Source organism: Streptomyces sp. NPDC019531, from assembly GCF_044903305.1.
Taxonomy (GTDB): Bacteria; Actinomycetota; Actinomycetes; order Streptomycetales; family Streptomycetaceae; genus Streptomyces.
This window is the reverse complement of sequence record NZ_JBJDQL010000050.1, coordinates 17,940-37,405: the sequence shown is the minus strand read 5'-3', so window position 1 is coordinate 37,405 and position 19,466 is coordinate 17,940. Positions and strand designations below refer to the sequence as shown.

Here is a 19,466-nt window from a genome sequence, read left to right as displayed (position 1 = left end):
ACCGGAGCGGTTTAGTGACTCAGCTCTCGACGAACGGTCGCGGCAACCCGCGGTCGTCCCCGGCCACAACCCACTGCTCGGCCGACGTGCTATGCGGTCGGCTTGCCGGGTGCCTGCCAGCCGTCGGCAAGGATGTCGAAGACTTCCTCGACCGCGGCTCGGCGGTCTCTCCGCCCCTGGGCAAGGCCAGGAACGTCAAGAACGAATCGGGCGAGAACGGCGCAGGCAAGGTTGCCGCGCTCCACGCCGAGCTCATCGGCGATGGCCGCGCTGAGAGTGTCGGCATGCCGGATCCACATGCGCTCGGAGTACGCACGCAGCGCCGGAGTGGAGTCCACCAGGCGGTTGAACCCCTCCATCTGCGGATCCGCCGCGATCGGCAGCCAAGTGTCCAGCACATGCTGGCGCAGGGCGTCGAGGACGCTCTGGCCGGCATCACGCCGGCGCACCGCGGCGACCAGGTGGGCGTCCGTGCTCGCCTCCCGGTCGAAGACGAGGGCTTCCTTGCCGGTGAAGTGCTTGAACACCGTGGTGACCGACACGTCAGCCGCTTCGGCGATGTCCCGGATACTCACGGCGTCATAGCCGCGCTCCAGGAAGAGGTGGAGTGCGGCGTCGGCGATCGACTGCCGGGTGGCGGCCTTCTTGCGTTCGCGGCGGCCGAGCGGGGGCTCTGTCATGGGGCGACCCTATCTGATTGCGGCATTCGTAGCTTAGTTGTATCCATCGATAAGTTGTGTCGCTACACTTTTTTGCGTACTCTGCCTTCAGTTGCCGTGCAGCATCAAGGTCCAGAATGTTGACGACGTGGCCTGAGCTGTCGCCTCCTCTGCGGTCGAGCACCTCGCCGATCGCCGCCCCGCTCTCCCACACCCCTCGCTGGCTTCAGTGGGGAAAGGAACTTCCATGACGTCTCCGAACCCTTCCCATGCCCGGATCAGCATCATCGGGGCCGGCCCCGGCGGGCTGACCTGCGCCCGGGTCCTGCAACAGCACGGCATCACGGTCACCGTCCACGACCGTGACGCGGGCCCCGACGCCCGCAACCAGGGCGGCACGTTGGACCTGCACGCCGACGACGGCCAGATCGCCCTGCGCGCGGCCGGCCTGCTGGACGAGTTCTTCGCGCTGGCCCGTCCCGAGGGCCAGGAAATGCGCCAGATGGACCCGACGGGCACCATCGTGGCCCACGAGATGCCGACGGCCGACGACACCTTCAAGCCGGAGATCGACCGCGGACAGCTGCGAGACCTGCTGCTCAACTCCCTCGCGCCCGGCACCGTGCACTGGGGCCGTGCGCTGGAACGCGTCAGCGGGCCCGCCGAGGGACCGCGGCAGCTGCACTTCGCCGACGGCACCACCGTGGAGACGGATCTGGTCATCGGCGCCGACGGCGCCTTCTCCCGGGTCCGCCCGGCCGTCTCCGCCGCGACCCCCGACTACGGCGGCGTGAGCTTCCTGGAAGCGTGGTTCAACGACGTCGACAACCGTCACCCCGAGATCGCGGAACTGGTCGGCCAAGGCAGCGCCCACGTCGCCGACGGCGAGCGCGGCATGTTCGCGCAGCGCAACGGCGGCGGCCACATCCGCGTCTATCTCGTCCAGCGCGTCCCGGTCGACTGGATCCGCGCGAGCGGCCTGACGCCCGAGGACACCGACGGCATCCGCTCGCTCCTCCTGGAGCGCTACGCCGACTGGTCACCCCGCCTGCGCAAGGTGATCACCGACAACGACGGCCCCTACATCGACCGCCCGATCTTCGCCCTGCCCGTCCCGCACACCTGGGAGCACAACCCCACGGTGACCCTGCTCGGCGATGCGGCCCACCTCATGCCGCCGCTCGGCGTCGGCGTCAACCTCGCCATGCTCGACGGCAGCGACCTCGCCCTCGCTCTCGCCGATGCCGCCACCGTCAACGACGCCATCCACACCTACGAAAAGGCCATGTCCCCCCGTGCGACCGAGATGGCCCAGATGCTCGTGGGCGGCGCCGCGATGCTGCTGAGCTCCGAGATCCCCGAGTTCGGTGAGGGAGGCCCCAAGGTCTGAACGCCACCACGGCACGGACCCATGACGGCCTCGCGCCCCGGAGCGACTCAACAATTCGCCGCAACGCAGGGGGCGTTGGGGTCGCTGCCCAGCAACTCGGTGAAGCGCTCGGCCGGATGTCCAAGTCGAGCGTCTTCCGGAGCCGGGAGTTCACCGGCAGCGCGCCCGCCAAGGAGGGGTCCGGTCGAGTGGCGTATCTGTGCAGGCCGCACCGGTCACCCGCGGGTGTGCCGACGCGCGCGCATGAGCTGCTGCGCCACGAGGTGTCCCGACGCTCCGCCGAGGCCGGGGCCGGGATGGGTGGAGGCACCGATGTGCCACAGACCGGCCACCGGGGTCGCATGTCGGGACGCCGCGGGAAGCGGGCGCCACAGCAGGTTCTGGTCGAGTTCGGCGGATCCTCCGTAGGGGTCGCCGGCCACCGCGTTGGGGTTGTACCGGGCGAGGTCGTCGGGGGTGACGGCATCCCAGGCGAGCGTCTTGCCCGGCAGGTCGGGCGCGTGCCGGGCCACGCGTGCGAGCACCCGGCGGACGTAGCCGTCGGTCAGCTCCTTCGTCCAGCCGCCGGTGACATCCAGCTCGTCCGCCGCGTCGCCTTTCGGCTCGTAGGGCAGTTCCTGCAGTTGCAGCCACAATGCGGCGGCCCCTTCCGGTACGCGCGAGGGGTCGAGGACGTGCTGCTGGCCCACGACCACCGTGGGCCGGCGGGGCAGCAGACCCGCCTCGGCCTCCGCGCAGGCGATCGCGGTACTCGCCGATCCGTCGCTCAGATGCAGCAGCGGTACGGCGGCCAGCCGATCGTCGCGCCAGCCCAGCGGAGCGGAGAGGGCGACGTGGATCTGCATCGCCGCACGCCCGTACCGGAAGCGCCGGGCCTGGTCGCGTACCACGGGCGGGACAGGTGCGTCCGCGGGCAGCAGATCTCCGTACAACGCGGTCGGGGTCACCGAGGCGAGGACGGCGCGGCGGGCCCGGATGGTCTCACCGCCACAGACGACACCGCGGACCCTGCCGTCGCTGACGAGCAGCCGCTCCACCGTCCGGCCTGTGCAGACGTCCACGCCCAGCTCACCGAGCAGTTTCTGGAAGGCGCTGACGAAGTTCCCGGCTCCGCCCGCGACCACGGGCAGGCCGAAGCGGTGCAGCGTGGCGGCCAGGACGGGCAGCATAAGGCCGCCCGAGGCGTGGTCCGGCGACAGGCCGGCGTGCAGCATCCACGGCGCCCACAGCAGGTCCGGCTCGTCACCGCGGAAGGTGCTCCGGCAGTACGACCGGGCACTGGTGAGAGCAGCCCGCAGCCATGTCTCGGTGCCGGTGAACCGCTCCCGGCGCAGCAGGCGCAGGACATGCCCCAGCGTCCGGGGCGAGCGCGGCTCGCCGCCGATGAGGCCGCCGATGGCGTCGGCATTGTCGAGGAAGCGCCGCAGCATGGCGAGGTAGGCGGCGCCGTCCTCGGGGTGGGCGAACGTCCGCGCCGTGGTGGCGGCATCGCGGTGGGCGAGCACCACCCTGCCGTCGTCCGTGACGGTGGCGGTGACCAGATCGTCGGTGTTCCGGTAATCAAGACCGTGTTGGTGCAGGTCCTGGCCGAGCACGGCGTAGGCGGCACCCGAGACGAACAGCGGATGCCACGAGGAGTACGTGTCGTGCAGGTAACCGGGCAGGGTCCGTTGCTCCGTGGCGATGAAACCGCCCAGCCGTTCACCCCGCTCCACGAGGGCCACCGACCAGCCGCCCTTGGCCAGTTCTGCCGCCGCCACCAGACCGTTCACACCGGATCCGACGACGACGACATCGACCGTATGCGCCATGGGTGCTCCTCGGACTGCGCTGGTGGGTTGGTGCGGGAGGGAGCCATCCGAGCCGGGCGGGCGGGACGGGCAGGTCGGAGGCTGCAAAGAAGCTATGGGCGGGCGACGTGGCGAGCTATCCGCCGAACGCGCGGTGCCGTCCACTTCTCGCGCCCGGTCGCTGCGGTGTCCTCCCGCCGGGAGCGGGATCTGGACAAGCCCGTTCGTGAGGCGGATAGCGACGCTTGGCCGGTGCGCTTAGCCTGTCGGCGACTCCAGATGTGAGCCGGGAGACTGCAGTCCGACCTCTACCGCCCCGCCGGCAACCGCCTTAACCTGTGGATCAATGGGTCGGGCGGCTTCTCCAAGCTCGCCCACCTGACCTCGACACACGGAGATCGGCCGCGGTCACCGGTCGTACACCGTGACAGGTCTTCCTACGAGGCGACCGAAATGCCAACGGAGCCGGCGGTCGCCTCCGTGTCGTCATCGCTCTTGCCAAGGGATTCAGGAAAACCTTGGCGAAGCTTCCCTTCGGAGGTGCGCCGTGACCGAGGTCCCCCTTCTGCTGCCGCGATTTCTTCGGTTGCGCAGCAGTGATCTGGATGAGACCCGGGAAGTGGTGGCAAAGATATTCTGCCCGCACCGGCTGAGCATTGTGCAGCGCGGCAGCCGTCTTGACGCCCGCCACCATGCGGCGCAGGCCGGAGGGATCAGTCTCCACTACATGGACTACGGGGTTCCCGTGCACATCGCCGCCGGGGAGGTGGGCGACATCTTCCTGGTCGAGATTCCGCTCGGCGACGCCTCCGAAGTCATGTTCGGAAAGCATTGCCTGGTCGCCGACCGGAACACCGCCGTGGTCCTTTCGCCGAACGAGCCCATCGAATTGCGGCGCAGCGCCGGCAGCCCGCAACTCATCGTCCGGATGGAACGGGACATGGTCGAGTCGCATCTGTCCCGTGTTCTGAACCGGAATCCGCACCGGCCGCTGCGTTTCTCCGTGGCCATGGACCTGACGTCCCCGGGCGGCCGGACCTGGCTCACGCTGGTGAATCTGCTGCGCGGCGAAATGGAGAACGACGGAGCGATCCTGGGCGAGCCACTGGCGCTGGCCCACTTCCAGAATCTGCTGCTGACGCACCTGCTGCTCAGCCAGCCGAACACGCACAGCGACGCCCTGCACGGCCGGGAACTGCCCCCGCCGCCGTCGACGGTCAGACGCGCGCTGGAGATCATCGAAGCCCGCGCGGGGGAACCGCTGACCGTGACGGAACTCGCCGCGGAGGTGCACGTGAGCGTGCGTGTCCTGCAGGAGGGGTTCCGGCGTCACCTCGGACTGAGCCCTACCGAACAGCTGCGCCAGGTCCGGCTGGAGCGGGCCCGGCGCTGCCTGTCGGAGGCGGATCCGGCGACGACCACCGTCACCTCCGTCGCCGTACGGTGGGGCTTCCTCCACCTGGGGCGGTTCGCGGTGGAGTACCGCAAGCAGTTCGGCGAATCCCCCTCCGCCACGCTGCGGGGCGGGTGCGCGGACGGCTCGGCGTGGCCCGTCATGCCCACATCTGGGCGTACGGGTGGGAGCACACCTCGATAACGGTCCCCCAAGGATCCTCGCAGTAGACGATCGAGTAGTCCCGCTCCGGGTCGACGACCACCGTCGACGAGCGGGCCCGGCCGCCGTGGGCGGCAATGCGTTCGGCCATGCCGTCGACGTCCCGAGCGGTCAAGGCGAAATGATGAATTCCCGTACGCCAGAATTCGAAATTGTCTTCACGACGAGTCGTGGGCGGGTTCTCGAAGTGAAACAGTTCGACCCCGGTGCCGTCGGACGCACAGAGATGGGCGAACTGGAACCGCTGGAATCCGGTGCCGTAGATACTGGCGGTGGCCCGTCCGAGCGGTGTGTCGTCCTCGACGACCTCAATCGGCCCCTTGAGCAGGTAAAGGTCCAGGACCTGCTGGTACCAGGCGATGGCCCTGGGCAGGTCGGGCACCGTCAGGCCCACATGCGAGAAAGCTCCGGAAAATGCCACCTGGGTGTTCCTTTCGTCGGAGAGAGCCGGGTCATGCGCCAAGAAGACAGCCATGGTTCGGCTACTGTCAAGACGAGTCGGCGAAGGTTGCGCATGGCCTGGGTAGTGGCGCGGAATATGGACAGAGGTCAGCGTCGAGCGGATAGTCGGGGCGATTTCTCCGTGAATACATTCACGGGAAATTCGGCGATATCCCAGGAAAGGTGCGTGTCCTATGCACGGTCCTACGCATGAACAGTCCGCCGCCGGCTCCGCGGACGATGTCCGGGCACGGATGGAAGACCACGCGCTGACCGCGGTCCCGGACTCCGAGCGCCGTTCGGGCTGGCGCCTGATGACCAACACCGCCGGGATCGCCTCCACGCTGATCCAACTGGCCATCGGCGCAGGGGTGACCCTCATAGCCGGCGTCGGCTACGGCATCCTGGCGGGCGTGGTCGTCGCCGTGTTCGGGGGCACGCTCGGCTGGCTTGTCGGTCATGTCTCCTACAAGTCCGGAACCTCGAGCACCGTCACCGCGCGGCACTACGGCCTCGGTCGGCGCGGGTCCGCCATCGCCTCTTTCATCGCCGCCTTCGTCGTTCTGGGCTTCCTCGGCCTTGAGAACGCCCTGCTCTACTACGGCACACTGTTCATGTTCGGCTGGTCGCCCAGTACTGCCAACGCGGTGCTGATCTACGGGGTGCTGACCGTCGCTTGGATCGCCCTGACCGCGTTCGGGCTGAAGCTGGTCCTGCGCACGTCCATGGTCCTGGTCATCGCCTTCACCGTGCTCACCGTGGTCCTGGCGGTGCTCGCCCTGACGAAGTCGCACACGTCCCTCTCCGACGTGCTGTCGGCCGGACCGGCGGTCCCGGGGTACAGCGGGCAGGGCGAGCGGTTCACGGCGGTGCTATCGATTCTCGCCGGTTCCGCCGGGGCACTCGCGCTCATCGACGCCGACACCGCCCGCTACGCGCGCTCCAGCCGGGACGTCGGCATCCTCGCTTTCGGCGGCGCGATCATGATCGACGTATTCATCGTGGTGCTCGGGACCATCGTCATCCACGCCGGATCGGGTGTCGTCGGCGACTACCTCCACGCACATCCGGGACTCGCCGCCAGCCAGGTCGGGAGCACCACGGCGGACAAGGTGGCCTGGATGGTCATGAACAACTCCGGTGCCTACTTCGTGGTGCTGGGCGGATTCATCGGCTTCCTGCTGATGTGGGCGGCGCAGGCCAAGGCACAGGTGCTGAACACCTACAGTGGATCCCTCGCGCTCACCAACCTTGCCCACAGCCTGACCGGACGCAATCCCGGTCGCGTCGTCATGGTGGTGGCGGGCAACGTCATCGGCCTGGTCTTCGTCGCCGGCGACATCCTCGGGCTGGTCAACAGCTGGCTGGGAATCCTCGGCGTCTCGTCCACCGCCCTCGCCGGAGTGATCATCGCCGACTTCTTCATCGTACGGCGCCGGCGGATCGCGGAGGCCGACCAGCTCGAAGAGGTCAACTGGGCAGGCGTGATCTCCGTTCTCGCCGCGGCGGGGACGGGCGCGACGCTTCAGGAGACGGGTGTGACGTCGCTGGGATTCCTGGTGTCGCTGACCATGGTCCTCGTGCTGTACCCGGCACTGCGGTGCAGCGTCCTGAGACCCCGCCGACTCGCTCGGCCCGCTGACATGGTGCCGTCCGGAGCGGGCCCTGCCTGAGGGGCGTGCCTGCCGGGAGCCGGGGGCGTCGAGTGACGCCCCCGGCTCCCCTGTGCATGCCGTGGGGCTGCCGACCGCCCGGACGGGCCAGGGTGGCCCCGCGGGTCAGCTCCGGTTCCGTCCTGCCAGGTCGAGGGCGATGTCGGTGATCATGTCCTCCTGCCCACCGACCATCTTTCGTCGGCCCGCCTCGACCAGGATCGAGCGGGTGTCGAGGCCGTACCGTGCCGCGGCCGTCTCCGCGTGGCGCAGGAAGCTGGAGTACACGCCCGCGTAGCCGAGGGTCAGGGTCTCTCGGTCGACCCGCACATCGCGGTCCTGCAATGGACGGACGAGGTCGTCCGCGGCGTCCATGAGGGGGAAGAGGTCGCAACCGTGTTCCCAGCCCATGAGGTCCGCGACCGCGATGAACGCCTCCAAGGGGCAGTTGCCGGCGCCCGCCCCCTGCCCGGCGAGGGACGCGTCCACGCGGGTCGCACCGCCTTCGACGGCGACCACCGAGTTGGCCACGCCGAGGGCCAGGTTGTGGTGGGCGTGGATGCCGGTCTCGGTCGCGGGGTCGAGGACGTCGCGGTAGGCGTGGAAGCGATCACGTACGCCGTCCATGGTGAGCCGGCCGCCGGAGTCCGTGACGTAGACGCAATGGGCGCCGTAGGACTCCATCAGCTTGGCCTGTCGGGCCAGTTCGGCAGGCTCCGCCATGTGGGACATCATGAGGAACCCGGCGACGTCCATGCCCAGGTCCCGTGCGGCGGAGATGTGCTGGGCCGAGATGTCGGCCTCGGTGCAGTGGGTGGCGATCCGCACCGAGCGGATGCCGAGCGCGTGCGCCTGCCTCAGGTCGTGGAGGGTGCCGATGCCCGGCAGCAGCAGTGTGGTCGGCACGGCGTTGCCGGTGGCGTCGACGACGGCCTCGATCCACTCCCAGTCGGTGTGTGCGCCGACTCCGTAGGTGATGCTGGACCCGGACAGGCCGTCGCCGTGCGCGATCTCGATGGCGTCGGCCCCGGCCGCGTCCAGGGCCGCGGCTATGGTTCGGGCCTGCTCGACGCTGTATTGGTGGCGGACGGCGTGCATGCCGTCGCGCAGGGTGACGTCCTGTACGTACAACGCGGTCACTGGGCCGCCCCCATCACGTGAGACGTGGCCATGCGCTCCGCGGTACGCAGCGCCGCGGACGTCATGATGTCGAGATTGCCGGCGTACGACGGCAGGTAGTGGGCAGCGCCCTCGACCTCCAGGAAGACCGACACCCGGGCCGCCGGGCCGCGGGTGCCGTCGGGCAGCAGGGCGCGTAGCGGGTCGCCGGCGGCGACCCGGTCCAACTGGACCTTCTGCTTGAGCCGGTAGCCGGGCACATATGCCTGGACTTGGCCGACCATCGCCTCAACCGAGGCGATCACCGCGGCGTCGTCGCAGTCACCGACCAGGCAGTACACGGTGTCCCGCATGATCAGCGGTGGTTCCGCGGGATTGAGCACGATGATCGCCTTGCCACGGACGGCCCCGCCCACCTCCTCGATGGCCGCGGAGGTCGTTTCGGTGAACTCGTCGATGTTGGCACGGGTGCCGGGACCGGCGGAACGGGAGGAGATGGACGCCACGATCTCGCCGTAGTGGACGGGGGTGACCGCGCCCACGGCGGCGACGATCGGGATCGTGGCCTGGCCGCCGCAGGTGACCATGTTGACGTTGGTTGCGTCCAGGTGCTCGTCCAGGTTGACGGAGGGCACGACGTACGGGCCGATGGCGGCCGGCGTGAGGTCCACCACCCGGCGCCCGAGGGCGCGCAGTACCTGGTCGTTGCGGTGATGGGCGCCGGCCGAGGTGGCGTCGAAGACGATCCCGATCCCGTCGAACTCGTCGAGCTCCACCAGCCCGTCGACGCCCTCATGGGTGGTGGCGACATTGAGGCGGCGGGCGCGGGCCAGACCGTCGGAGTCCGGATCGATGCCCACCATGGCGCCCATCTCCAGGACGTCGGAGGTGCGCAGCACCTTGATCATCAGGTCGGTGCCGATGTTGCCCGACCCGATCACGGCGACCTTCGTGCGGCTCTGGGGGGTGGTGGCGCTCACTGCTGCCCTCCTTCGTGTCGAGCGTGTCGAGCTGCTTCCGGCGCGAATGCGACGCGTACCGATCCCAGGCCGGAGATATGCGCTTCGAAGGCGTCGCCGGGGCCGGCGACCGCCATCGGTCCGAGGGCCCCGGTGAGCACGATGTCGCCCGCCCGGAGCGGATCACCCGCCGCGGCAAGGGTCGAGGCGAGCCAGACGGCAGCGTTGAGCGGGCCGCCGAGGCAGTCCACGCCGGTTCCCGAGGAGACCGTCTCGCCGCTCCGGGTCATCGTCATCCGCACGAGGCGAACGTCCACTTTGGTCAGCGGCACCGGGCTGCCGCCGAGGACGAAGAGGCCGGAGGAGGCATTGTCGGCGACCGTGTCCACGAGGGTGATGTCCCAGCCGGCGATGCGGCTGTCCACGATCTCCAGCGCGGGCAGTGCGAAATCGACGGCACGCAGCACGTCCGCCACCGTGCTCTCGGCGTGCGGCAGGTCGCCGCCCAGGACGAGGGCGACCTCGGCCTCCACCTTCGGCTGGAGCAGCCGGCCAACGGGGACGGTGCCTCCGTCGGGGACGGCCATGTCGGACAGCAGCGCGCCGAAGTCCGGCTGATCGACGCCTAGCTGCCGCTGGACAGCCGGGGAGGTGAGGCCGATCTTACGGCCGACGATCCGGCGGTCCTGCTGCTGAAGGGCCCGTTCCACGTTGAGCCGCTGCACGGCGTACGCGTCCACGAGACAGCCGCCGGGGAGCAGAGCCCGTACCGGCGGGCAGGGCACCCTGGTGCGGGCCGCGTCAGCCAGAGCGTCGGCAGCTCTGACCACGGCGGCGGGCGGGGATTCGGTGCTGGGGGGTGTCGACATGCGGCCACTCTCCAAGGGGGAGGTGCGGGACAGGGTGAGGTCCTGCATAGACGCGACTGCACGCAGCAGCAACAATTGTTCCGTGACACGGAACACGGATCAGGGCAACATGCTGGACAAAGCAGTATCCATCCTGGACTGCTACCGCCCACACGGCGGCTCTTACCGTCTGACGGAACTCGCGGAGCGCACCGGCTTCAGCAAGACCACCACCCACCGAGTGGCGGCGGACCTCGTGCGGCTGGGACTTCTGGAACGTGCGGGCACCGCGTACCGGCTCGGCGGCAGCCTCTTCGAACTCGGCATGCTCGTGCCCCGCCGCCACGGTCTGCGCGAAACGGCACTTCCCTTCGTGCAGGACCTGTACGAGGCCACACATGAAACCGTCCACCTCGGCGTGCGGGACGATCGCGACGTGATCTACCTGGAACGCGTCCACGGCCACGCCCCACTGCCCCTCCCGTCACGCGTGGGCGGCAGACTCCCCCTGAGCTGCACCGGTGTGGGCAAGGCACTGCTCGCCTTCTCGGGCCCCGACCTCACCGAGATGATCCTCGCCGAGCCGTTGCCGCGCCTGACCCCGTACTCTCTGACCGACCCGGAGCTGCTGCGCACCGCCGTCGAACAGGCCCAGGTCTCCGGCCTGGCCTACGAGGAGCAGGAGGCCGCACTGGGCGTGTGCTGCATAGCCGCCCCCGTCTTCGATGGAGGCGGCATGGCGGTCGCCGCGCTCTCGGTCGCCGTCCCGCAGGCCCGCTTCCGCCCCGCCCGACTGGCCCCGGCCGTGCGCGCCACCGCACTCGGCCTGTCCCGGGTGCTGCGCCAGGCGCGTTGAGCGCCGGACTCCGTGGTCCGGGGGCGATGGCTTGCCGTGGGCTCATCCCGACCGCGTATCGAGTGCTGCCAGCTCCCCCGAGATCTCCTGTGCCTCAGCGACGAGATGCCCGATCAGCAGCCGGGCGCTGGGGGCCGGCGGCCGGTCGGCGAGGGTGGTGATACCGATGGCACGCGGCACTGTCTCCAGCGCGACCGGCAGGTTCGTGAGTGCCTCGTCGCGGGCGCCGATGAGAAGGGGAAGCGGCGCGATCGCGTCCGTGCGGAGCAGGATCGCGCGCAGGGTGAGGATCGTCGAGCACTCGATCATGTTTCGCGGCAGCGGAATCCGGCTTCGCGCGAAGAACTCGTCGAGTTCTTCGCGCAGAACACTGGGACGGCCCGGCAGGATCCAGGGGAAGTCCCTCAACTCTTCGAGAGCGGGCACGGGGGGCCGGGCGGCAGGGTGTTCGTGGCGGACGACGAGGCCCACCGGTTCCTCGTACAGCGCGAGATGGCGGAATTTCCCCGCGTGATCGCTCTGCAGTCGACCGACGAGCAGGTCGACCTCGCCTCGTGTGAGGCGGGCATCGAGGTCGGCGGGCACGCCCTCCACGACGGTCACCGTCAGCGAGGGGTGCTCTGCCTTGAGCCGGATCACGGCGGGCGGCAGCAGCGAGAAGGCGCCCGCGAGGTTGGTGCCCACGCGGACGGGCTGGATGCCGACCCGGCGCAGTTCGTCGATGCGCTCGGCGGCCGAGCGGAGGTTGCCCAGCACCGCGTGGGCGTGTTCGAGGAGGATCTCGCCGTAGGCGGTCGGGCGCACGCCCCGTGGTCCGCGGGTGAACAGCTCGGCCCCGACGACCGACTCCGCCTCGTGCAGCGCTCGTGTCACCACCGGCTGTGTCACGTGCAGTGCGCCCGCGGCTCCGACCAGCGTGCCCTGCTCGGCGATCGTGGTGACCAGCACCAGGTGGCGCAGCTTGAGGCGGCCGTCAAGGAGGCGTTCCGGGTTCATCGCTCTCACATCCCCACACCTCTGAGCATGGAAGACTCACTTCCTATAGCCAAATGAGCATAGCGACACCGTAATAGGTATTGGCCCAACCCGGACCGAAACGCGCACGATCGGCACATGCCTCCCTCTCCTCGAACCGGCGGAGCCCTGGACGGGCTGGCGCTCGGGCTCGCCTCCGGCGCGGTGTCGGTCATCGACCTCACGGCACCCCTCTCGTCCGCCACGCCCGTGCTCACGTTGCCTCCCGACATGTCACCGATCCCACGGTTCCGTCTGGAGGAGCTGGCGAAGTACGACGAGCGGGGCAGCACCTCGTACCAGAACGGCATCCACACCGGCGAACATGTCGGCACCCATTTCGACGCCCCGTGCCACTGGATCACCGGTCGCGACCACGGGGACGTCGCCGCCGTGCCGGTCACGCGCCTGGTCGCCCCGGCCGTCGTCATCGACCGGACCGAGCAGTGCGCGGCGGACCCGGACTTCCTCCTCCGGCGCGAGGACATCGAAGCCTGGCAGCTTGAGCACGGCGGCCTTCCGGCCGGCTGGCTGCTCCTGCGGACCGGCTGGGCGGCCCGGTCGCACAACCAGGACCTGTTCCTCAACGCGGACGACACCGGCCCGCACACGCCGGGGCTCGACCCGGAGTGCGCGCGCTGGCTCGCCGAGGAAACTCCCGTCCTGGGGCTCGGTGTGGAGACCGTCGGAACCGACGCCGGCCAGGCGTTCGCCTTCGAGCCCGAGTTCCCCGCACACCACTATCTGCTCGGTGCCGGCAAATACGGCATCACACAGCTCCAGAACCTGCATCTGCTGCCGCCCACAGGTGCCCTGCTGATCGTGGCGCCGCTGCGCATCGTCGGGGGTTCCGGCAGCCCTGCCCGCGTCCTCGCCCTCGTGGAGCGCCCCGCATGAGCCCCCGCAGAGACCGCCTTGCAGACTCCCGCACAGAACGGAGAGCGCCGTGACCATGCTCGTCCGGGAGGCCATCGGCCGCCGCCTCACCGAACTCGGCGTCCGCACCGTGTTCGGTGTCGTCGGCAGCGGCAACTACCACTTCACCCAGGCCATGGTGGAAGGAGGCGCCCGCTTCGTCGCGGCCCGGCACGAAGGCGGCGCGGCGACCATGGCCGACGCATACGCGCGGATGTCCGACGAGGTCGCCGTACTGTCGCTGCACCAGGGCTGCGGCTACACCAACGCACTCACCGGGATCGCGGAGGCCGCGAAGAGCCGGACCCCGCTGCTCGTCCTCACCGCCGAGGCCACCGAGCCGACCTCCAACTTCTTCGTCGACCAGTCCGCGCTCGCGGCCGGGGTCGGAGCGGTGCCTATGCGGATCCGGTCACCTCGGTCCGCCCTGCAGGACGTGGTCCAGGCCTTCACGACCTGCCTGCACCAGCAACGGACCGTGGTGCTCAACGTCCCGATCGACGTACAGGACTTGGAGCTGCCGCTGCAGGCGGTCAGCAGGCGGACCGCCCCCGTGGCCCGACCGCGGCCGGCGGATGAACCGCTCGCGCGGTTCTGCGAGTTGCTGACCCGAGCCGAGCGCCCGGTGTTCATCGTGGGCCGCGGCGGGCGCTCGGCCGGAGCCCGGGAAGCCGTGCGCGAGCTGGGTGCCGAGACTGGTGCCCTGCTGGCCACGTCCGCCGTCTCGCGCGGTCTGTTCAAGGACGACCCCTGGAGCATCGACGTGTCGGGCGGGTTCGCCTCACCACTGACCGCGGAACTGATCTCGGACGCCGATCTGATCGTCGGCTTCGGCTGCGCCCTCAACATGTGGACGATGCGCCACGGTGCACTGATCGGCGCCGACGCCCGGGTGGTCCAGATCGACCTCGACTCGTCCGCGATCGGCCGCAACCGGTTCGTTCACCTCGGTCTGTGTGGTGGTGTCACCGAGACGGCGCGCGCTGCCGCCGACCTGCTCAGGGCCGGTGGCGACGGACCCAGGACCGGCTACCGCCGTCCTGAGATCGGCAAGCGCATCCGTACGCGGCTGCGCTGGAACCAGATCCCGTTCGCAGACGACTCCGCCGACGGCCGGATCGACCCGCGCACGCTGTCGGCCGCGCTCGACGAACTGCTGCCCGCCGAGCGCACCGTGTCGGTGGACTCCGGGAACTTCCTCGGCTACCCCAGCATGTATCTCGATGTGCCGGACGAGTACGGCTTCTGCTTCACGCAGGCGTTCCAATCCGTCGGTCTCGGCCTGGCCACGGCGATCGGCGCGGCCGTCGCACGGCCCGACCGGCTCCCCGTCGCCGCGCTGGGCGACGGCGGTTTCCTCATGGGCATCTCGGAGCTCGAAACCGCCGTACGCCTGCGGATCCCGATGCTGGTCGTCGTCTACAACGACGCCATGTACGGCGCGGAGGCGCACCACTTCGGGCCGGACAGCTCGGGCCTGGCCAATGTGACCTTCCCGGACGGCGACCTCGCGGCGTTGGCCCGGGGCCATGGGTGTGACGGCCTGACTGTGCGCACCCCCGAAGACCTGGCCGCCGTCAAGGACTGGCTGTCGTCGGATCCCGACCGGCCCCTTGTGGTCGACGCCAAGATCACCTCAGCCGAAGGGTCATGGTGGCTGCGAGAAGCGTTCGGTCACTGATCGGAGTGACATGTGAACCCAGGCGACGGACGACAAGGAAGTGGACACGATGAAGCAGTACCGGAACTTCGTCGACGGCGCCTTCGTCGACGGGACACCGACCTTCCTCGATGTGAACCCGGTGGACGGCAGCCCGGTCGCGGAGGTGCACGAGGCCGACGCCGCGCTCGTGGACGCCGCCGTCGCCGCGGCCCGCAGGGCGTTGGAAGGCCCTTGGGGCCGTACCACGACGGCAGAGCGGTGCCGCCTGTTGCGGGCCGTGGCCGACGAGATCGAGGACCGGGCCGAGGACCTGCTCTGCGCCGAGGTGGCGGACACCGGCAAGCCGGAGCGGATCGCACGGCAGTTGGACGTGGCGCGTGCCGCCGCGAACTTCCGGACTTTCGCCGATGTGGCCGCCGCCGAAGGCACGGAGTCCTTCCTCACCGAATTCGGCGAAGGCGGCCGCGCCTTCAACTACGCGGTGCGCAAGCCGCTCGGTGTGGTCGCGGTGATCGTGCCGTGGAACCTGCCGCTGCTGCTGCTCACCTGGAAGCTGGCGCCAGCACTGGCCTGCGGCAACACCGTGGTGGTCAAGCCGTCGGAGGAGACGCCGGGATCGGCTACGGTCCTGGCGGAGATCCTCGTGGACGTCGGCATTCCCCCGGGAGTCGTCAACGTCGTCCACGGCTTCGGGAAAGGTTCGAGCGGGGAGTTCCTCACCTGGCATCCCGGCATCGACGGGATCACCTTCACGGGGTCCTCGGCGACCGGTACGGCGATCATGGCGGCGGCCGCGCCCCGGGTCAGACCGGTGTCCTTCGAACTCGGTGGCAAGAACCCGGCCCTCGTCTTCGCCGACTGCGACCTCGACGCCACTGTCGACGGTCTGACCCGCTCGGTGTTCGCCAACACCGGGCAGGTCTGCCTGTGCACCGAGCGGGTCTACGTCCAGCGCCCCGTCTTCGACCAGGTCGCCGAACGGCTCACCGCCGCCGCCCGGTCCCTGCGCCTGGGCCGCCCCCACGATCCGGCCGTCACCATGGGGCCGTTGATATCGGCCGAGCACCAGCGCAAGGTACTGCGCTCCTACGCCCTCGCGGAGAAGGCGGGAGCCACCGTGCTGACCGGGGGCGGCATCGCGTCCGTGAGCGACGAACTGGCCGACGGCTTCTGGGTGGAACCCACGCTGTGGACAGGCCTGACCAACGCCGACACGGTGGTGCGCGAGGAGATCTTCGGGCCCGCCGCGGCACTCATCCCCTTCGACGACGAGGACGAGGCGGTCGCCCTGGCCAACGACAGCGAGTACGGACTGGCCGCCTCCGTGTGGACGTCCGACATCTCGCGCGGGCATCGCGTCGCCCACCGCATGAACACCGGGATCGCGTGGGTCAACACCTGGTTCCTGCGCGAACTGCGTTCCCCGTTCGGCGGTATGGGCCGGTCAGGACTCGGCCGCGAGGGCGGCAGGCATTCGCTGGACTTCTACACCGAGACCACCAACGTCTGCGTGGCTCTGTGATGGCCGGCCCGCTCCCGACCGGCCGGCTCCCGATCAGCTCTACGCAGGTCGCGCTCGACCTGCTCGATGCGGCCCGCGCCGAGGCACGGCCGATCCGGACCGGCGACGGATGGCCCGAACTGACGCTCGACCAGGCATACGCCGTGCAGGCCGCGTCGGTGGCGCGCCGGGTGGACCGCGGTGACCGGCTCGTCGGGCTCAAGCTGGGGTTCACCAGCGAGGCGAAGATGCGGCAGATGGGCGTCCACGAGGTCATCGTCGGACGGCTCACGGAGTCGACGCTGGTAGCCGACGGCGGGTGCCTGGACCGTGGCAGGCTGATCCATCCCCGGGTCGAACCCGAGATCGCCTTCCGTGTCGGCCGCGATGTCGACCTGACGGACGCCTCGACCGATCTGCGCACCGCCGTGGACGGCGTCTGCGCCGCCCTGGAGGTCATCGACTCCCGCTACGCCGGGTTCCGCTTCGATCTGCCGCGCGTGGTGGCGGACAACACCTCGGCGGCGGCCTTCGCGCTGGGGCCCTGGAACGTGTTCGCCCCGACGGTCACCGACGGTCTGAGCGTCACCATGCGCACCGGCGACGGCACGGCCGTCACGGGCACCACGGACGCGATCCTCGGCAATCCCCTCCACGCCCTGGACCGTCTCGGTGCGCTGGGCGCACGCCTGGGCCTGCGCCTGTCGAAGGGGGACGTCATTCTCGCCGGTGCGGCCACAGAGGCCGTACCGCTCCCCACCGGACGTACCGAGGTGACCGTGCAGTCGCTCGGCACCGCCGTCCTCACCGTGGAAGGAGCGTGAACACCTCATGACCAAGGCCTACTTGCTCACGGACAAGGCCCGACCGCGCGGAAGGTTCCCGCACGCGAGGCGCGCCGGCGACCTCATCTACGTCTCGGGGACCAGCAGCCGGCTGCCCTCGAACGAGATCGTCGGCGCCGACGCCGACGAGGCGGGCACTGTCACCCTCGACATCCGCGCCCAGACCGAGGCCGTCATCGGGAACATCCGTGACATCCTCCGCGGCGCTGGAGCGGACCTGAAGGACCTGGTCCAGATCACGACCTATCTGGTGTCCATGAACGACTTCGGTGGCTACAACGAGGTCTACGGGCGCTACTTCGACGAGAGCGGCCCTACGCGCACCACCGTGGCGGTGCATCAACTGCCCCACCCTCACCTGCTCATCGAGATCCAGGCAGTGGCCTGGGCCGGACGAAAGGATGCACCATGACCGATGTCTCGCCGTCCCTCGATCTCAAGGCCGTCGACTTCGACGCGTGGGTCGATGATCACAAGCAGCAGCTCAGGCCGCCGGTCAACAACCAGGCCCTGTTCACCGGCGAGGACTTCGTCGTCCAGGTGGTCGGCGGCCCCAACGAGCGCACCGACTTCCACGTCGATCCGTACGAGGAGTGGTTCCACCAAGTCAGAGGCGACATGCACATCAACGTCATGACCAGCGAGGGCGAGCGTACCGTCCACATCCGCGAGGGTGAGACCTGGCTGCTCCCCGGCAACGTCCCGCACTCGCCGCAGCGGCCCCAGGCCGGATCGATCGGCATCGTGGTCGAGCGGATCCGCGAGGAAGGCACCCAGGAGAAGTTCCAGTGGTACTGCCCGCAGTGCCACCTGCTCCTGCACGAGACCGAACTCCAGGTCCGGGACATCGTGGTGGACCTCCCGCCGGTCTTCACCGCGTTCTACGAGGACGAGAGGGCCCGAACGTGTGACGCGTGCGGCGCCCTGCATCCCGGCAAGGGGTAGGCGTGACCGTCATCGACGTACACAGCCACTACGTGCCACGCGGCTGGCCGAATCTGGCCTGCGCGACCGGTGGCGGCAGCGACTGGCCCTGGTTGCGGATCGAATCGGAGCGCGACGCCACGATCATGATGGGGTCTGCCGAGTTCCGGAGGATCCGGCGGACCTCCTGGGACGCGGAGGCCCGGCTGGCCGACATGGACGCCGACGGAGTCGACGTGCAGGTGGTCTCGCCCACGCCCGTGTTCTTCTCCTACTCCAGACCCGGCGCCCAGGCGGCGAAGGCGGCACGGATCTTCAACGACCTGGCGCTGGACATCTGTGCCCCCGCGCCGGAGCGATTCGTGCCGTTCTGCCAGGTGCCTCTGCAGGACCCGGACGCCGCGTGCACGGAGTTGGACCGCTGCCTGGCCGCAGGACACCGGGGGGTTGAGATAGGCAACCATGTCGGCGACCACGACCTGGACCACGAGGGCATCGTGACGTTCCTTCAGCACTGTGCCCAGGTGGGGGCGCCGGTGTTCGTGCACCCCTGGGACATGCCGTCCTCACCGCGGTTGAACCGGTGGATGGCCCAGTGGCTGACCGGTATGCCCGCCGAGACGCACCTGTCCGTCCTCGCGCTGATACTCGGCGGAGTGTTCGACCGGGTGCCGGACACCCTGCGGCTGTGCTTCGCGCACGGCGGCGGGTCCTTCCCGTTCTGGGTGGGCCGGATGGACAACGCCTGGCATGGACGCCCGGACCTGATCGCCACGTCCGAACACCCGCCGTCGCACTACCTGGACCGGTTCTCGGTGGACAGCGTGGTGTTCACCGAGACCGCCCTGCGTCTGCTGGTGGACACCTTCGGCCCCGAACGGGTGCTCCTGGGCAGCGACTATCCCTACCCGCTCGGGGAGCGCCCGGCCGGCAAGGTGGTTCGGGAGGCCGGCTTCCTGAGCGAGGCGGAACGGGCCCGGGTGCTCGGCGGCAACGCCGCCGAGTTCCTGAGGCAGGCCACGCCGACCTCCAGCGCCCCCGACAAGCCGACCTGACTCACCTGACCTGCACTGATGCCTGGGACCTACGAACCCGTACGCCTCCGCGACCTGGAAACGGACAGACCGGCCTTGACCGCCGCCTGACGATCAAGGCCTCAGACTGCCCACGACCAGCACGAGCACTCTCCCATGAAACTTCGAGGTGAGAGGTCGTTCTCTTTTTGAACCCCGTGTGAGGTTTCTGCTGGTCAGGCATGAGGGAGCGGCCGGCGCC

Annotated in this window: 18 protein-coding genes; 11 read left to right on the top strand and 7 right to left on the bottom strand. The window is 69.5% G+C overall.

Annotated elements, in window-relative coordinates:
• Nucleotides 1–89 precede the first annotated feature (89 nt).
• Nucleotides 90–680 carry a TetR/AcrR family transcriptional regulator gene (locus tag ACI2L1_RS37995; protein ID WP_404744003.1) on the bottom strand — a complete coding sequence of 197 codons (591 nt, stop codon included), beginning with the start codon at nt 678–680 and terminating at the stop codon, nt 90–92.
• A gap of 226 nt (nt 681–906) precedes the next feature.
• On the opposite strand from ACI2L1_RS37995, the gene ACI2L1_RS37990 reads away from it, so the two are divergent.
• The gene (locus ACI2L1_RS37990) at nt 907–2,049 is read left to right on the top strand and encodes an FAD-dependent oxidoreductase (protein WP_404744002.1); all 1,143 of its coding nucleotides are present in this window, start codon (nt 907–909) and stop codon (nt 2,047–2,049) included.
• A 215-nt stretch (nt 2,050–2,264) separates the two neighbouring features.
• On the opposite strand, the gene ACI2L1_RS37985 is transcribed toward ACI2L1_RS37990, so the two are convergent.
• Entirely contained in the window at nt 2,265–3,860 is a 1,596-nt protein-coding gene (locus ACI2L1_RS37985; RefSeq protein ID WP_404744001.1) for a phytoene desaturase family protein, read from the bottom strand.
• Nucleotides 3,861–4,461: 601 nt separating this feature from the next.
• Here ACI2L1_RS37985 and ACI2L1_RS37980 point away from each other — a divergent pair.
• Complete coding sequence (locus ACI2L1_RS37980; RefSeq protein ID WP_404744000.1) at nt 4,462–5,436, top strand: AraC family transcriptional regulator; 975 nt, start codon at nt 4,462–4,464, stop codon at nt 5,434–5,436.
• Here ACI2L1_RS37980 and ACI2L1_RS37975 read toward each other — a convergent pair.
• Nucleotides 5,393–5,929, bottom strand: a complete 537-nt coding sequence (locus ACI2L1_RS37975) for a VOC family protein (protein ID WP_404743999.1) — start codon at nt 5,927–5,929, stop codon at nt 5,393–5,395. The genes ACI2L1_RS37980 and ACI2L1_RS37975 overlap by 44 nt on opposite strands.
• 160 nt (nt 5,930–6,089) lie before the next feature.
• On the opposite strand from ACI2L1_RS37975, the gene ACI2L1_RS37970 reads away from it, so the two are divergent.
• Entirely contained in the window at nt 6,090–7,568 is a 1,479-nt protein-coding gene (locus tag ACI2L1_RS37970) for a purine-cytosine permease family protein (RefSeq protein ID WP_404743998.1), read from the top strand.
• A gap of 105 nt (nt 7,569–7,673) precedes the next feature.
• Here the strand turns inward: ACI2L1_RS37970 and dmpG are convergent, their stop codons facing one another.
• The 3 genes from dmpG to ACI2L1_RS37955 are packed head-to-tail and all read right to left on the bottom strand — an operon-like array spanning nt 7,674 to nt 10,494.
• The gene (gene dmpG / locus ACI2L1_RS37965) at nt 7,674–8,687 is read right to left on the bottom strand and encodes a 4-hydroxy-2-oxovalerate aldolase (RefSeq protein WP_404743997.1); all 1,014 of its coding nucleotides are present in this window, start codon (nt 8,685–8,687) and stop codon (nt 7,674–7,676) included.
• The gene (locus tag ACI2L1_RS37960) at nt 8,684–9,646 is read right to left on the bottom strand and encodes an acetaldehyde dehydrogenase (acetylating) (protein ID WP_404743996.1); all 963 of its coding nucleotides are present in this window, start codon (nt 9,644–9,646) and stop codon (nt 8,684–8,686) included. The genes dmpG and ACI2L1_RS37960 overlap by 4 nt, the downstream gene beginning before the upstream one ends.
• Nucleotides 9,643–10,494, bottom strand: coding sequence for a 2-keto-4-pentenoate hydratase (locus ACI2L1_RS37955; RefSeq protein ID WP_404743995.1), 852 nt, complete (start codon nt 10,492–10,494; stop codon nt 9,643–9,645). The genes ACI2L1_RS37960 and ACI2L1_RS37955 overlap by 4 nt, the downstream gene beginning before the upstream one ends.
• A gap of 109 nt (nt 10,495–10,603) precedes the next feature.
• Here ACI2L1_RS37955 and ACI2L1_RS37950 point away from each other — a divergent pair, with 109 nt between their 5' ends.
• Complete coding sequence (locus ACI2L1_RS37950; RefSeq protein ID WP_404744035.1) at nt 10,604–11,329, top strand: IclR family transcriptional regulator; 726 nt, start codon at nt 10,604–10,606, stop codon at nt 11,327–11,329.
• A 42-nt stretch (nt 11,330–11,371) separates the two neighbouring features.
• On the opposite strand, the gene ACI2L1_RS37945 is transcribed toward ACI2L1_RS37950, so the two are convergent.
• The gene (locus tag ACI2L1_RS37945) at nt 11,372–12,325 is read right to left on the bottom strand and encodes a LysR substrate-binding domain-containing protein (RefSeq protein WP_404744034.1); all 954 of its coding nucleotides are present in this window, start codon (nt 12,323–12,325) and stop codon (nt 11,372–11,374) included.
• 117 nt (nt 12,326–12,442) lie between these two features.
• On the opposite strand from ACI2L1_RS37945, the gene ACI2L1_RS37940 reads away from it, so the two are divergent.
• From ACI2L1_RS37940 to ACI2L1_RS37910, 7 genes are read left to right on the top strand one after another with little or no spacing between them, the layout of a single operon-like run.
• Nucleotides 12,443–13,240: a cyclase family protein gene (locus ACI2L1_RS37940; protein ID WP_404743994.1), complete on the top strand. Its 798-nt coding sequence runs from the start codon at nt 12,443–12,445 to the stop codon at nt 13,238–13,240.
• Between the two features lie 55 nt (nt 13,241–13,295).
• Complete coding sequence (locus ACI2L1_RS37935) at nt 13,296–14,939, top strand: thiamine pyrophosphate-binding protein (RefSeq protein ID WP_404744033.1); 1,644 nt, start codon at nt 13,296–13,298, stop codon at nt 14,937–14,939.
• A 49-nt stretch (nt 14,940–14,988) separates the two neighbouring features.
• A complete protein-coding gene (locus ACI2L1_RS37930) occupies nt 14,989–16,443 on the top strand; it encodes a 2-hydroxymuconic semialdehyde dehydrogenase (protein ID WP_404743993.1) in 1,455 nt (484 codons plus the stop codon).
• A complete protein-coding gene (locus ACI2L1_RS37925) occupies nt 16,443–17,246 on the top strand; it encodes a 2-keto-4-pentenoate hydratase (protein ID WP_404743992.1) in 804 nt (267 codons plus the stop codon). Before ACI2L1_RS37930 ends, ACI2L1_RS37925 begins: the two co-directional genes overlap by 1 nt.
• 7 nt (nt 17,247–17,253) lie before the next feature.
• On the top strand, nt 17,254–17,679 hold the full coding sequence (locus ACI2L1_RS37920) for a RidA family protein (RefSeq protein WP_404743991.1): 426 nt from the start codon (nt 17,254–17,256) through the stop codon (nt 17,677–17,679).
• Nucleotides 17,676–18,212: a 3-hydroxyanthranilate 3,4-dioxygenase gene (locus ACI2L1_RS37915; protein WP_404743990.1), complete on the top strand. Its 537-nt coding sequence runs from the start codon at nt 17,676–17,678 to the stop codon at nt 18,210–18,212. Before ACI2L1_RS37920 ends, ACI2L1_RS37915 begins: the two co-directional genes overlap by 4 nt.
• Nucleotides 18,213–18,214: 2 nt before the next feature.
• Nucleotides 18,215–19,246 carry an amidohydrolase family protein gene (locus ACI2L1_RS37910; protein ID WP_404743989.1) on the top strand — a complete coding sequence of 344 codons (1,032 nt, stop codon included), beginning with the start codon at nt 18,215–18,217 and terminating at the stop codon, nt 19,244–19,246.
• The last annotated feature ends 220 nt before the right edge of the window (nt 19,247–19,466 follow it).